This window comes from Streptomyces omiyaensis (genome assembly GCF_014650895.1).
In the GTDB taxonomy this organism is placed as follows: Bacteria; Actinomycetota; Actinomycetes; order Streptomycetales; family Streptomycetaceae; genus Streptomyces; species Streptomyces omiyaensis.
This window is the reverse complement of record NZ_BMVV01000007.1, coordinates 285183-298294: the sequence shown is the minus strand read 5'-3', so window position 1 is coordinate 298294 and position 13112 is coordinate 285183. Positions and strand designations below refer to the sequence as shown.

The 13112-nt window shown below is 76.7% G+C and carries 13 protein-coding genes and 2 pseudogenes; 3 read left to right on the top strand and 12 right to left on the bottom strand.

The genetic code is table 11. From position 1 onward, the window contains the following. Positions 1-209: 209 nt before the first annotated feature. A complete protein-coding gene (locus tag IE287_RS14735) occupies positions 210-881 on the bottom strand; it encodes an ankyrin repeat domain-containing protein (protein WP_229883491.1) in 672 nt (223 codons plus the stop codon). A gap of 235 nt (positions 882-1116) precedes the next feature. After that, the gene (locus IE287_RS14730) at positions 1117-1674 is read right to left on the bottom strand and encodes a GlcG/HbpS family heme-binding protein (RefSeq protein WP_189849474.1); all 558 of its coding nucleotides are present in this window, start codon (positions 1672-1674) and stop codon (positions 1117-1119) included. A gap of 362 nt (positions 1675-2036) precedes the next feature. Between IE287_RS14730 and IE287_RS14725 the strand changes: the two genes are divergently transcribed. Together IE287_RS14725 and IE287_RS38525 are read left to right on the top strand one after the other, a co-directional pair. Further along, positions 2037-2534, top strand: coding sequence for an Lrp/AsnC family transcriptional regulator (locus IE287_RS14725; protein WP_189849473.1), 498 nt, complete (start codon positions 2037-2039; stop codon positions 2532-2534). Positions 2535-2665: 131 nt separating this feature from the next. Continuing rightward, a pseudogene (locus IE287_RS38525) lies at positions 2666-2884 on the top strand (DinB family protein); the annotation flags it as partial. Between the two features lie 57 nt (positions 2885-2941). On the opposite strand, the gene IE287_RS14720 reads toward IE287_RS38525, so the two are convergent. Both IE287_RS14720 and IE287_RS14715 read right to left on the bottom strand, forming a co-directional pair. After that, the gene (locus IE287_RS14720) at positions 2942-5056 is read right to left on the bottom strand and encodes a SpoIIE family protein phosphatase (RefSeq protein ID WP_189849472.1); all 2115 of its coding nucleotides are present in this window, start codon (positions 5054-5056) and stop codon (positions 2942-2944) included. Positions 5057-5185: 129 nt separating this feature from the next. Continuing rightward, positions 5186-5476: a subtilase-type protease inhibitor gene (locus IE287_RS14715; protein WP_189849471.1), complete on the bottom strand. Its 291-nt coding sequence runs from the start codon at positions 5474-5476 to the stop codon at positions 5186-5188. Positions 5477-5518: 42 nt separating this feature from the next. Here IE287_RS14715 and IE287_RS14710 point away from each other — a divergent pair, with 42 nt between their 5' ends. After that, the gene (locus IE287_RS14710; protein WP_229883505.1) at positions 5519-6271 is read left to right on the top strand and encodes a carboxymuconolactone decarboxylase family protein; all 753 of its coding nucleotides are present in this window, start codon (positions 5519-5521) and stop codon (positions 6269-6271) included. On the opposite strand, the pseudogene IE287_RS14705 reads toward IE287_RS14710, so the two are convergent. The 8 genes and pseudogenes from IE287_RS14705 to IE287_RS14670 form a co-directional block, all read right to left on the bottom strand. Next, a pseudogene (locus IE287_RS14705) lies at positions 6190-6693 on the bottom strand (GNAT family N-acetyltransferase); the annotation flags it as partial. The gene IE287_RS14710 and the pseudogene IE287_RS14705 overlap by 82 nt on opposite strands. Then, on the bottom strand, positions 6690-7367 hold the full coding sequence (locus IE287_RS14700; RefSeq protein WP_189849470.1) for an isochorismatase family protein: 678 nt from the start codon (positions 7365-7367) through the stop codon (positions 6690-6692). The gene IE287_RS14700 and the pseudogene IE287_RS14705, both read right to left, overlap by 4 nt. Before the next feature lie 97 nt (positions 7368-7464). Next, entirely contained in the window at positions 7465-8358 is an 894-nt protein-coding gene (locus tag IE287_RS14695; RefSeq protein ID WP_189849469.1) for a hypothetical protein, read from the bottom strand. After that, a complete protein-coding gene (locus tag IE287_RS14690) occupies positions 8355-9560 on the bottom strand; it encodes a DUF2306 domain-containing protein (protein ID WP_229883490.1) in 1206 nt (401 codons plus the stop codon). The genes IE287_RS14695 and IE287_RS14690 overlap by 4 nt, the downstream gene beginning before the upstream one ends. A gap of 90 nt (positions 9561-9650) precedes the next feature. Next, positions 9651-10208, bottom strand: coding sequence for a PadR family transcriptional regulator (locus tag IE287_RS14685; protein WP_189849468.1), 558 nt, complete (start codon positions 10206-10208; stop codon positions 9651-9653). 23 nt (positions 10209-10231) lie between these two features. Continuing rightward, a complete protein-coding gene (locus IE287_RS14680) occupies positions 10232-10624 on the bottom strand; it encodes an STAS domain-containing protein (protein WP_189849467.1) in 393 nt (130 codons plus the stop codon). A gap of 213 nt (positions 10625-10837) precedes the next feature. Beyond that, positions 10838-12292 carry an FAD-dependent monooxygenase gene (locus IE287_RS14675; RefSeq protein ID WP_189849466.1) on the bottom strand — a complete coding sequence of 485 codons (1455 nt, stop codon included), beginning with the start codon at positions 12290-12292 and terminating at the stop codon, positions 10838-10840. 158 nt (positions 12293-12450) lie between these two features. Beyond that, positions 12451-13023 (bottom strand): GNAT family N-acetyltransferase, encoded by a 573-nt coding sequence (locus IE287_RS14670; RefSeq protein ID WP_189849465.1) that lies wholly within the window; start codon positions 13021-13023, stop codon positions 12451-12453. Between the last annotated feature and the right edge of the window lie 89 nt (positions 13024-13112).

Genomic DNA, 13112 nt, shown 5'->3' with positions numbered 1-13112 from the left:
TGGTGGGGGGCGCGCACGGACACGACGAAGGCGCCACATCCCGGGGCGGCCTCGTCGCCGTCCCGGCGCGCGGCGCCGAAAGTACCTGGTGGACACAAGGGAAACACCGACCGGGCCCTTGGCTCAAATCACCCCCGGAGGACTGGGCCATTGGCCCGGTCTTCGCGCGTGGAACCGGCCGGACCGTGGGCCGACGGACCAGGGGGCGCTCAGGCCGGGGCGGCCGGAGCCGTCGGGGACGCCGGTGCGGACGGGACCGGCGGGAGGGCGGGGGCGGGGCGCAGCAGGGCGGCGAGCGCGGTGTGACCGCGCCGCTCGGCGTGCTCCCGGGCGGTGGTGCCGTGCGCGTCGGCGAGGCCGGGGTCGGCCCCCGCGTCGAGCAGCAGCGCGACGACCTTCTGGTGGGCCGGTCCGCCGTCGCCGAGGATGACGGCCTCCAGGAGCGCGGTCCACCCGAGGTCGTTGACGTGGTCGACGTCGACCGGGGTGTCGCGCAGGACGGCCCGGACGTACGGCACGTGGCCGCGTTCGGCGGCGGGGACGAGGCTGGTGGAGCCGAAGCGGTTCGTCAGCCGGAAGTCGGGGGCGGGGTCGGCGGTGAGCAGCACCCGCAGCACGGCGACGCTGCCGGTGGCGCCGGCGGCCAGCCAGGGGCTCTCGTGCCGGGCGTCCCGGGCGTTGACGTCCGCGCCGGCGGCGACGAGCACGCGCGCGGTCTCGACGTGGTCGCCGAGCACGGCGAGGAGCAGCGGGGAGCGCAGGTCCCCGTCCCGCGTCTCGATCCGGGCGCCGTCGGCGAGCGCGGCCCGGACGCCGTCGGCGTCGCCCCGGCGGGCGGCGGCGAGGAGCCGGTGGTGGGGGGTGGCGGTCGGCACGGTCACGGCGGTCTCCTCGGGGATCGGCGGCGGACGCGGGAAGGCGCGGGACGACGCCCCCACGGGACGACGCCCGCGCCGGACGGTTCCCGGGCGGGGGATGGGGGTACTGCGGACGGACCGCCCGGCCCCGGGACGCGGGCCCGGGACCGGACCCGAAACCGGGTACGGGTACGGGTACGGGACCGGCGGCGTCCGGGCGGGCGTGCCCGGACGCCGCCGGGGTCGGGGCCCCGCCGGGTTACCCGGCGAGGGCGTCGACGCCGGCCTGGGCGAACTTCTGGTCGAGGTCGCCGGAGGGGGCGCCGGCGACGCCGATGCCGGCGACGGGGGCGTTCTTCGAGGTGACGGGGGCGCCGCCGCCGAGGAAGAGGGTGCCGGGGATGTCCTTCAGGTTGGGGGCCTGCTCCAGGCGCTTGACCAGCTCGGTGGTCGGGGCGTTCCAGGAGACGGCGGTGTAGGCCTTCTTCTCGGCGGACGCGTAGGACTGCGGGCCGGCGCCGTCGCCGCGGAGGGTGACGAGGGTGTTGCCGTTGCGGTCGACGACGGCGACGGAGACGCGCTGGTTCTCCTTCTCGGCGGCGTCGAGGGCCGCCTGGGCGGCCTTGGTGGCGGCGTCGATCGTGAGGTGGGTGCTGCCGGTCGTGTTCTTGTTCTTCGCGTCGGCCTTGGCGACGGCGGCGGGAGCGGCGGCCGGGGTCGCGGCGTTCGCGGACACCGCGCCGAAGGCGCCGGCGCCCAGGGCGACCAGGGCGGCGCCACCGGTCAGGACACGGGCACGCTTCGAGATCTGCTTCATGGTCGGTCACTCCACTCGACGGGTTCGGGGCGGGAAAGGGGCCGGAGGGACCGGCCCTGGCGACCGGGAGGCCGTCGCGCCGTCCCGCTCTGCCCTCCATCCTGGGTCCGTCCCCCGCCCTCCGCTGTCGGCCCGCCGGCCGGCCCCGCGGACCCGCCCGGCGGACCGCGGGGTCGGCCGATCGGACGACCCCGACCGGGCCCGGGGCGCGCTACGCGCGCGGGAAGGAGCCGTACCGCGCCCCTCCGCGAGCACCGCCGCGGCGCTGGGTACAGTCGGGACCGTTCCGGCGGATCGGCCCGCCGGACGGACCATCACGCCGGGGCGGCGCGCCCCGGCGGGCACGGGGAGGCCGGCACGTCATGGCGGTGGACGAACTCGACACCCGCATCCTGCGGCTCCTGATCGAGCAGCCGCGCACCAGCGTGCGGGAGTACGCGCGCGTCCTGGGCGTCGCGCGGGGCACCGTGCAGGCCCGCATCGACCGGCTCGAACGGGACGGGGTGATCACGGCGACCGGTCCGGTGCTCTCCCCCGCGGCGCTGGGGCATCCGGTGCTCGCCTTCGTGCACGTGGAGGTCACCCAGGGGCACCTGGACGAGGTCGGCGACGCGCTCGCCGCCGTGCCCGAGATCGTCGAGGCGTTCTCGATCACCGGCGGAGGGGATCTGCTGACCCGGGTGGTGGCCCGGGACGCGGGCCACCTGGAGGACGTCATCCAGCGGCTCATCCAGCTGCCGGGCGTGGTGCGCACCCGCACGGAGATCGCGCTGCGCGAGCGGGTACCGCACCGGATGCTGCCGCTGGTGGAGTCGATGAGCCGGGGCGGCGGCGCGGAGCGGCGGCCCGGCGGACGGTGACGCGGACGGGAGGGCGGGCGCGACGCGGGCGCGACCCGCGGGAGGGCGGGCGCGACGCGCGGCCGGCCGGGAGCGGTGACGTGCGCGCGGAGCGGGCGGTGACGCGGGCGGGGCGGTGACCCGGATGCGGGGCGATCGCCGCCTTCGGCACGGCCGCCGGGGCCTGGCGCGGGGCGCTGCTCTCCGTCGGCGACGAGGAGCTCGACGCCGTCGGGCACTGCACGTATCCCCACGGCAGCGATCCGGAGGAGCCGTTCCTGGAGATCGTGTGGTGGGTCAACCAGGAACTCCTGCACCACGGCGCCGAGATCGCCCTCCTGCGCGACCTGTACCGGATCCGGAACGCCTGACGGCCGGCCCGGCACCGGCCCGGTCCCCGCACACGGCCCGCTGACGACCGGCGGTCGTCAGCGGGCGGTCGTGCGGGCGAGGACGAGGGCCACGTCGTCCTGGGCCGGGTCCACGAGGAGCCGGCCCAGGACTCCGTCGCAGAGCTCGTCCAGCGGGCCGTCGGCCCGGCCGAGGGCGAGGCCCAGCTGGCGCATCCCCTCGTCGAGGTCGCGGTCCCTGGCCTCGATCAGCCCGTCCGTGTACAGCACGAGCAATCCGCCCGGCGGCAGCGGCAGTTCCTCGGTGGCGAATTCGTGCGCTCCGGTGCCGAGCGGGGTGCCGGGCGGTCCCTGGAGGAAGGAGACCGCCCCCTCCGGGGTGACCACGGCCGGCGGCAGGTGGCCGGCGCGGGCGATCGTCCAGGTGCCGGTCGCCGGGGAGTGCACGGCGTACAGGCAGGTGGCCATGGTGTCCTCGCCGAGGTCGGCGACGACGGCGTCGAGGGAGCGCAGCATCTCCGTGGGCGGGATGCCGTGGCGGGCCAGGGTCCGCACCGCGGTGCGGAGCTGCCCCATGACGGCGGCCGCGTGGATGCCGTGGCCCATCACGTCGCCGATCACGAGCCCGGTGCGCCCGCCGGGCAGCTCGATCACGTCGAACCAGTCGCCGCCGACGTCGTGGGCGCTCGCGGGGAGGTAGCGGCCGGTGAGTTCGAGCCCGGGGACGGCGGGCAGGGCACTGTTGGTCAGGCTGCGCTGGAGGGCGAGGGCGGCGGCCCGCTGGGTGGTGTAGAGCCGGGCGTTGTCGATGTTGAGCGCGGCCCGGGAGACGACCTCGTCGATGAGCACCGCGTCCTGGTCGTCGAAGGGCTCGCGGGTCTTGAGCCGGGTGACGGTGACGGCGCCGAGGACCTGGCCGCGGGCGACGAGCGGGACGGTGCGGGCGGAGCCGAAGCGGGTCGACAGGTAGGAGCGCAGCGACTCGGCGGCCTTGCCGGGGAAGAGGACCGGGATGTCGGCGTCGGTGAGGAAGGTGGGGCGGCCGTCGAGGACGAGCCGCTCGTACGCGGAGCCGACGGGCAGCTGGAAGGTCTGGCCGGGCCCGAGGAGGGGGCTCGGCGGCACCGGTTCGGGGAAGACGGCGGCGATCCGGCGCAGGACGCCCCGGGAGGAGGCGGCCGGGTCGTCGGGCTCCAGGACGGATTCCAGCATCTGCACGTCGGCGGAGTCGCAGAGCTGCGGCACGAGGAAGCGGACCACCTCCTCGGCGGTCTGCCGCAGGTCGAGGGTGGTGCCGATGCGCGCGCCGGCCTCGGAGAGCAGCGCGAAGCGGTGCCGTGCCCGCTCGACCTCGATCTGTGCCTCCTGGCCCTCGGTGATGTCGACGAGGGAGGCGATGAGGCCGAGGGGGCGCCCGGGCCGCCCGGGGTCGGCACCGGCCTCGGGGCCGTCCTGGCCGGAGCGGGCGGCCCGCTCGACGAGGGGCGCGTAGGAGCAGGACCACATGTGGTCGCGGCCCGGGTCGGCGGGGGTGCGGCCGACCCTGCGGGCGTCGATGACGGGCGTGCGGGAGTCGAGGACCTGCCGCATCAGGGACTCCAGCGCGACGGCGTTGACCCCGGGCACGACCTCGGTGAGGCGGCGGCCGACGTGCTCGGCGGCGGTGACGCCGTTCATCCTGGCCAGGGCGTCGTTGACCCGCAGGAAGCGCAGGTCGGGGCCGAGCAGGGCGAGGCCTATGGGCGACTGGGTGAAGAGGCTCTCCATCGCGGCGAGGTTCTCCCGCATCCGCAGGACCTCGGAGGTCTCCACGGCGATGAGCATGGCCCCGGGCCGGCCCGTCGGGTCGGCGGCGGGCACGATCCACATCTCCATGGGGACGGTGTGCCCGTCGCGGTGCCGGACCGGGAGGGTGCCGACCATGGTCTCGCCGGCCTGGACGCGGCGGGTGAGCCGGTCGGCGAGCTCCCGGTTGGCGTCGGGGACCAGGAGCGGCGCGGCGGGCAGGCCGAGGACGTGCTCGGGGCGGTGGCCGAGGAGGTCCTGCGCGGCCAGCGACCACTCGACGATCCGCCCCTCGGCGTCCTCGCGCCACAGGGCGATGGGCAGCAGCTCCCGGAGCACGCCCGCGTCACCGACGGCCGCGCGCGGCGGCTGCGGAACCCTGTTCGGCGACGACTGATGAGCGTCCACGCATCGACCTACGCATCGGCCTGGCCCCGGGGGGCGATCCCTACCGCCTCACCCTAGCCGAGGTGCCGTCGGAGGGCTTGTGCGGCGCATCCGTCCGGACGCCGGTCCGCCGGCGGCCCCTGCGGACCGTCAGAAGGCGAAGACCGCGCCGGTCGGGGCGTCCCGTTCACAGGTGGTGCCGTACCGGCGGGCGAAGGAGAGGGGCCTGCCCCGCCGGACGCCTTCGGCGCGGACCTCGGCGGGGCCGTGGAGGAGGACGCGCGCGGTGCCGGAGTCCCGCTCGCCGCGCTCCCGGTGGCGTCCGGGTCGTCGCAGGCGGCCGGGGCGCGGGGGTGACCACCGCCGGGCGGGTGGCAGCGGAGGGTGGCGGTGCGCGGAGGTGGGGGCGGGTGCGGGTGCGGGTGCGGGTGCGATCTCCATCGTCGCCGCGTTATACCCCCCACGGGTATACAGGAGGACTTCATGACCACGACCGGCACCACCGGGACCACCGGGACCACCACAGCCGCCACGGCCACCGTCGCCGCCCGCCGCCTGCCGGCGCTCACCCCCGAGCAGGCGCAGGGACGGGCGCGCGAGTTGCTCGCGGACATCGTCGAACGGCACGGATCGGCGGGCGAGATGGTGTCCACGATGGCCAACTCGCCCGCGATGATCGAGGGTTACCTGAGCCTCTCCCGCGCCATGAAGCGGGTGAAGATCCCCCGCGCGCTGAGCGAGAAGCTGTCGCTCGCCGTCCAGGAGCGGATCGGCTGCGGCACCTGCCACGAGGCGCACGCCTCCGCGGGCCCGGCCGCCGGGCTGACCGCCCCGGACGTCGCGCCAGCCCGGCAGGGCACCTCCACCGACCCCCGCGAGGCGGCGCTCATCGCCCTGGCGCTCAAGGTCCTCGCCGAGCCGGGCGGCCTCGGCGACGCCGACGTCGCCGAGGTCCGGGCGCACGGCTGGAGCGACCGGATCATCGCCGGGGTGGTCGGGCTCGTCAGCCTCAACCTGCTGACGGGCGCCTTCAACCTCCTCGCCGGCATCCAGCCGGACGCCGGCGAGGAGCCGGAGCCGGCCGGGCCGCCGACGGGCGGCGCGGCCCCGGCCCAGCCGCGGACGGACCAGCCGCGGACGGACGCGGGGGCCGGGAGGGCCTTCTCCATCAGGGTGAAGGACTTCGCCGGTCCGCCCGGCTGCGGCTTTCCGTCCTTCCGGCCGACCACGCGGTAGCCGGCCTCCTCGTAGTAGGCGGTGAGCCTCGCGTTGGAGCTCAGGCAGTCGAGGCGCAGCCGGGTCCGGCCGGCCTCGGCCGCGCGGGCCTCCGCCGCGGCCAGCAGCCGCCGTCCGGTCCCGGGCGGGGCGGCGCGGTCGACCATGAGGCGGTGGACGTAGCCGGCGTCGGGCGGCTGCGGCCCCCAGGCGGCCTCGTCCTCCCACCAGAGCTCCCAGGCTCCGGCGATCCGGCCGCCGCTCTCCGCGATCCAGACCTCGCCGTGCGCCATGACGCGGCGGAAGTGGTCCTCGCCCAGTTCGCCGGGGCTCCACTGGCCGGTGATGCCCCGGTCCAGCATCCAGCGGGCCGCGTCGTCGCGGAGGCGCACGAGGGCGGCGAGGTCGGCCTCGCGGGCGGGACGGTGGTGCGGTGCGGTCATGCGGCCGCTCCCCGCACGGCGTCCGCCGGGGCCGCCGGGAACGGCGGCGCGGTGAAGGCGAGGGCGGAGGCCGGTGCGGTGACCTCCGCCTCGGAGCCGAGGGCGTAGGCGGCGACGCGGGAGACCACCGCGGCGGGGACGGCGTCGGCGACGCCGGGGACGGCCGGGCAGTCCTGGGTGGCGTGGGCGTCGTGCGGCACCACGACCCGGTAGCCGCGGTCCAGGGCGGTACGGGCGGTGGCCTGCACGCACATCTCCGACATCACTCCGCAGACGGCGACGGCCCGGCTTCCGTGGGCGGTCAGCACCGCGCCGAGCCGGGTCTCGCGGAAGCCGTCGTCGTACGGCTTGCGGATGACGAACTCGGCGGGACCGGGGACGACGGGGTGGTGCAACTCCCAGCCGGGGGTGTGGGGTTCGTCCTCGGCGCCGGGCGGCCCGTCGTTCTGGAGGTGGACGACGAGCGCGCCGGCGGCGCGGGCCCGGGCGAGGAGGCCGGCGGTGCGGTCGACGAGCCGGGCGGCGTCGGGCACGGCGCCGTCCCCGGTGACGAAGGCCGACTGCACGTCCACGACGACGAGGGTGTCGGCGACGAGGACTTCGGCGGCGCGGTGGCCGGCGGGCGGGGCGCCGGCGGGGAGGGCGTCCACGGAGGGGGGCGTCTGGTCGGTCATCCGGCCATCATCACGCCTCCGCCCAGGACCCTCCACGGGGTTTTCGACCGTTCCCGCCCGGTCGCCCGTCCGCCCCGGCCCTCCCCGTGGTCCTCGGTCACTCCCGCCCCGGCGCTCCCCCGGCGCGCGCGGCCCGGCGGAGCAGCAGCCACCCGGTCGCCCCGGTCACCGGCAGGCCGCCGAGCAGGGCGAGGAGCGCGACCGCGCCGCCCGTGCCCCAGTCGACGGAGGCGGCGCGCGAGGCGAGCACGACCCCGCAGGCCACGGCGACCGGGGGCACGGCCCGGAGGGCGGGGCGGGTGCGGTTCAGGTCGTCCTCGGCGAGCGAGGCGAGGACGCCGACGCCGAGCGAGAGCGCCCAGACGCCGAGCCCCTGGGCGTCGGCGCGGTTCACCGTCCACGGCACGAAGGCGCTCCAGAAGCCGGGGAGGAAGAGGAGTCCGGCGCCGATGCCGAGCCAGCCGGAGCCGAGGACCGCGAGCAGCGGCCGGGACCAGCCGGGCACCGGGACGGCCGGGGCGCGGGACGGCCCGCCGGCGGGCTTGCGGTACTGGGCGGCGAGGCAGCCGACGGAGGCCACCGCGAGGACGGCCACCACCGGCACCCAGCCGAGGCTGAAGAGGACCGGGAAGAGCGGGCCGCCCTCGGCGACGCGGAGGGTGCCGGCGTTGAGCAGGGTGACGGCGAGCAGGCCGACCATGACGACCACCAGCGGCAGGTAGAGGCCGCGCGCCTCCTCCCAGGTGCCGGCCCGGCCGAGGGTGAGGAGCGCGGGCCCCACGCCCACCATGGCCGCCCCGATGAGGCCGGTGGCCAGCGGCTCCGGCGAGGCCCAGGCCCCCACCCCGTACCCGGCGACACAGGCGACGGCGAGGAAGGAGCCGACCCCGAGGCCGACGACGGCGACGACGGTGCTCAGGACGGCGACGGCGGCGGAGAGTTCGCGCCCGGGGGCGGACGGGGCCGCGGGTGCGGCGGCGGGGGTGCTCACCGGGCCTCCTCCCCCGGCGTGCGGGCGGCGGCGAGCCCGGCCCCGGGCGTCTTCGGCGGGGGCGCGGGGGTCCGGCCGCGGCGCAGGAGTTCGCGCCCGGCGAGGACGCGGAGGCTGACGACGGCGACGGCGGTGTAGGCGAGCACGCCGCCGCCGATGCCCGCGGCGGCGACGAGCGCGGTCGCGCGGTCGAGGTCCACGGCCCGCTCCAGGACGGGCACCATGACCGCCGAGAAGGCCGGGGCGAGGAGCAGGGCGGCGAGGTGGAGGCGCCACTCCTCGCGGGCCCAGCCGTTGCCGGCGCGGCGCGCGCCGGCGGCCCGGACGGCGAGGACGGCGTACGCGACGGCGTACGGCACCAGGTGGGCGAGGAGGAGCCGGCGCCCCTCGGCGCCCTGGTCGAGGAAGGCGGGGACGAGCGCGGCGAGGCCCGCGGCGCCCGCGAGGTGGGCGAGGACCAGGACGGGGCCGGGCGCCCAGGTGCCGGTGAGGCCGGGGACGGCGGTGCGCCGGTCGAGGGCGCGGGTGGCGAGGAGCGCGCCGAAGGAGACCAGGGCTCCCAGGTGCATGATCGCGATCCGGTTGATCTCCTGGATCGTCAGGCCCGGGTACAGCGCGGGCAGGAAGCCCCATTCGAGGCGGAGCAGCGGGGCGGTCATGAGGAAGCCGTAGCAGAGCAGCAGCCAGCGCTGGTGCAGGTCGGGGAAGCCGGTGAGGGCGGCGAGGATGCCGAGGGTGACGCTGCCGACCGTGCCGACGAGGATGACGGCGAGGACGACCCAGAAGGCGGCGCCGCTGAACGCCTGCTCCGGGGGCGTCCGGACCAGGTAGACCGCCGCGCCGGCCATCGACACGTACACGGCGGCGGCGAAGACGAGGCCCAGGGCCCGGTGGAGGCGGATGCGGCGGCGGACGGCGGTGAGCAGCTGCGCGGGGCCGAGGAGCATGAGCAGGCCGCCGAGGACCGAGTGGACGATCAGCGGGACGAGGCTGCGCGCGTACGGGGCCGTGCGGTCGCGGACGGCCCCGGCGACGAACTCGGGCGAGACCGTGCGGCCGAGGACCCACTCGCCGAGGGCGGGGGCGCCGGGCCGGGTGTAGGGCCAGAGCTCGGTGAAGGCGATCGGTGCGTACGCGAGGCAGACCGCCGTCAGCGCGACGACGGCCGCCCTTCCGCGTCTGGTGCCGGTCGGACGCCCCACGGCGACCCCCCTCTCCATAGTCCACCCTGGACTATGGAGGAAGGTAGGGCCGCTTCCGACCGGGGTCAACCGGTCGGTAACAAACTGCTGTTACCAGGGGTCAGCGCTGGTCGGGCTCGCTCCGTCGCCGGCCTGCGGCTCGCGGGTCCCGACCCAGTGCCAGAAGTCGACCATCATCCGCTCGTACCGGATGCCGAATTCGAGGGCCTCCCGCTGGCCCCGGGTCAGCAGCTCCCCGACCTCCCCGGCCAGCTCCTCGTACTCCTCCAGGGTGCGCCGGTGCTCCGTGACCTGGACCGGGGCGTGCACCCGGGGGCTCGCCCCGAACCAGAGCTTCAGGATGCCCCGCTCGCGGGCCTCCACCGGTACGAAGGAGGGATCGGCGAGCCAGTCCCGCAGGGCCGCCGAACCCTCCCCGGTGAGCCGCATCAGCCGCCGGTTGCGGCCGCCCTCCTGGCGCGCCTCCGAGAGCAGGCCGGCCCCCAGGAGCCGGTCGACCTGGGCGTAGACCTGGGCGTGCGGCACGGACCAGAAGGGGGCGACGGTCCGTGCCGCCTCGACCTTGACGTCGTACGGGGTGGCCTCGCCCAGCTTGTCGATGATGCCGAGGACGAGGTAGGAGGGCGTGGTCAGCCGGACTTCAGACATACGGCCGACCGTATCGCGGCCCCTCAGACGGGGTGCTCCGCCCGCGCGCGGGGACCGGCCGGCCGGGGAAGCCCGGGAAGCGGGCGGAGCGCGGGCGCGGGGCGGAGCAGGTCGTCGAGGCCGGTGAGGCGGATCAGCCGGAGGATCCACGGCTGGTCGCAGACGAGCTGCCAGTGCGCCCCGCGGCCGCGGGCGTTGCGGGCGCAGTGCGCGAGCAGCCCGAGGCCGGTGGCGTCGCAGAAGGCGAGCGGGCGGACGTCGACCGCCAGCGCCCCGGACTCGCGGACGAGCGCGTCGAGTTCGGGGCGCAGGTGGCGGACGAGGACGAGGTCCAGTTCGCCGCAGACGACGGCGACGGTGAGGGCACCGGCCGACCGGACGGTGAGGTGGGGGTCGTGACGGGGGATCAGCTGCATCGGACGCTCCACAGGGTGGGTCCAAGTGTCACGTCGAGCCTGGCCTCGCCTCCGGCGGAAAAGACGTTTCGCCTCGGCCTCAGTCATCCCATCAAGTGAATGCGCGTCCAAAAGTTTGCCGGACGGGCGTGCGAGGAGTTCGGGGTGCGGCTCCCGGAGCAGGCTCCGGCAGCGCGGGACGGGCCGTCCCGCGCCCGGTCGGCCCGCGCCCGGTCAACCCGCGGCCGGTCGGCCCGCGGCCGGCGCGCCGAACCAGCGCTCCAGGCGCCGCCGGAGCTCCGCCGGGTCGTCCCCGGTCCAGACGACGTGGCCGTCCGGCCGCAGCAGCGCCGCCGGCACGTCCGGGCCGTCACCCGCCCCGGCGACCCGCTCCACCCGGTCCTCCCAGCCCGCCGCCGAGAGCGACCCGGTCCGGTCGAGCAGCAGGCCGCGCCCGCCGCGCGCCGCCTCGAAAAGCCGCCCCTCCTTCAGCGGCACGTCCCGCAGCCGCCGGCCGACCAGCGGGTCCTCGCCCTCCTCCGCGTAGGCGTAGCGGATGTCGATCGCGGTGAGCTTCCCGATGAGCCGCCGGTTGACCTCGTCGATCTCCATCAGCTCCGCGAGCAGCCGGCGCACCGCCCGCGCCCCCGGCTCCCCGGACATCAGCTCCATCTGCGCGCGGGTGTTGTCGAGCACCGCGGCGGCGACCGGGTGGCGCTCGGAGTGGTACGTGTCGAGCAGACCGGCCGGCGCCCAGCCGAGCACCTCCCCGGCCAGCTTCCAGCCGAGGTTGAAGGCGTCCTGGACACCGAGGTTGAGGCCCTGGCCGCCGGTCGGCGGGTGGATGTGGGCGGCGTCGCCTGCCAGCAGGACCCGGCCCTCCCGGTACCGCTCGGCCTGGCGGGTGCCGTCGCCGAAGCGGGAGAGCCAGCGCGGCTCGTGCACCCCGAAGTCGGTTCCGCCCACGGCGGTCAGCCGCTCCCTCAGCTCGTCCAGGGTCGGCGCGGAACGGTCGCCGGACAGCCCGGCGGCGGGCACGATCACCCGGAACAGGCCGTCGCCCAGCGGCGTCACGCCGTACCGCAGCTGCGTCCTGCGCACCTCGGCCACCACGGGCACGACCTCCTCCCACGGGACGCCGATCCGCACCTCGGCGATCAGCGTCTCGTGCCGCGCGGGCAGTCCGGGGAAGCCGATCCCGGTCAGCGCGCGCACGGTGCTGCGGCCGCCGTCGCAGCCGACCAGCAGACGGGCCCGCAGCCGGGTGCCGTCGGCGAGCTCCGCCGTCACCCCCTCCGCGTCCTGGGCGAGGCCCACCAGCTCCCGCCCCCGCCGCAGCTCCACGCCCCGCTCGCGGGCGTGTTCGCCGAGCAGCTCCTCGGTGACGTTCTGCGGGATGCCGAGGACGTAGGAGTGGGCCGTGTCCAGGCCCTCCGGCCAGGAGGGGCCGAGCCCGGCGAAGAAGCCGCCCACCCGGTGCTGCTTCCCCCGGGCGAGGAAACGGTCGAGGAGGCCCCGCTGGTCCATGATCTCGATGCTGCGGACGTGCAGCCCGAGCGCGCGGCTGTGCCCGGTGGGCGCGGCCTCCTTCTCCAGGACGAGCGGCCGCACGCCCCACAGGCGCAGCTCGGAGGCGAGCACCAGTCCGGTCGGCCCGCCGCCGACCACGAGGACATCGGCATCGAACATGACTGTTCCCCCATCTCTGTGCGTGGTACGGCCGCCGATTCTGCGCCGGGTGGGGGGCCTTGCCGCAAGGCCCCCCGTGCGCTATACGTTGAAGAGGGCGAGGGACCGTCGGTTCCCCGCCCTCGTCGCGTCCGGGGCCCGGCGCCCCGCCGGCGGGGTCAGCGCAGGTCGAGCCGCATGAGGATCCTGGGGTGGCCGGAGAGCACCGAGGTGGTGTCGGCGGCCTTCACGAAGCCGGCGCGTTCGAAGTTCCTCCGCAGGCCCGCGTAGGCCATGGTCATGTCCACCCGCGCGTCGCCGTTGTCCAGCGGGTACGCCTCCACCGCCGGCGCCCCGTGCGCGCGGGCGAACGCGACCGCGCCCGCGATCAGGGCGTGGCTGACGCCCTTCTTGCGGTGGCCTGGCCGGACCCGGACGCACCAGAGCGACCAGACCGGCAGGTCGTCGACGTGCGGGATCTTGCGGTTGCGGGCGAAGGAGGTCTGCGCGCGGGGCGCCACGGCCGCCCAGCCGGCCGGCTCGCCGTCCTCGTAGGCGAGGACGCCGGGCGGGGGCTCCCCGGCGCAGAGACCGGCGACGTACTCGCCCCTGGCGGGTCCGCGCAGCTCGTTGTTGAGCCGGGAGGGGATCCGGTAGCTCAGGCAGAAACAGACGTTGGCCGTGGGCGACTTGGGGCCGATCACGGCACGGACGTCCTCGTAGACGGAGGCCGGGCGCACTTCGATGCTCATGGCCCCACCCTGGCACGGGCGCCCCGGCCCGGCAGGCCGTGCGGAGCGGTGCCGCGGACCGGTGCGGGCCGGGACCGCCGCCGCGGCTC

Bases quoted from the DNA above. Each gene is read 5' to 3' on its own strand.
- IE287_RS14670 (WP_189849465.1), bottom strand. From the start codon at position 13,023: ATGAGCATCGAAGTGCGCCCGGCCTCCGTCTACGAGGACGTCCGTGCC.
- IE287_RS14710 (WP_229883505.1), top strand. From the start codon at position 5,519: ATGACCACGACCGGCACCACCGGGACCACCGGGACCACCACAGCCGCC.
- IE287_RS14715 (WP_189849471.1), bottom strand. From the start codon at position 5,476: ATGGAGATCGCACCCGCACCCGCACCCGCACCCGCCCCCACCTCCGCG.
- IE287_RS14680 (WP_189849467.1), bottom strand. From the start codon at position 10,624: ATGCAGCTGATCCCCCGTCACGACCCCCACCTCACCGTCCGGTCGGCC.
- IE287_RS14685 (WP_189849468.1), bottom strand. From the start codon at position 10,208: ATGTCTGAAGTCCGGCTGACCACGCCCTCCTACCTCGTCCTCGGCATC.
- IE287_RS14675 (WP_189849466.1), bottom strand. From the start codon at position 12,292: ATGTTCGATGCCGATGTCCTCGTGGTCGGCGGCGGGCCGACCGGACTG.
- IE287_RS14725 (WP_189849473.1), top strand. From the start codon at position 2,037: ATGGCGGTGGACGAACTCGACACCCGCATCCTGCGGCTCCTGATCGAG.
- IE287_RS14730 (WP_189849474.1), bottom strand. From the start codon at position 1,674: ATGAAGCAGATCTCGAAGCGTGCCCGTGTCCTGACCGGTGGCGCCGCC.
- IE287_RS14700 (WP_189849470.1), bottom strand. From the start codon at position 7,367: ATGACCGACCAGACGCCCCCCTCCGTGGACGCCCTCCCCGCCGGCGCC.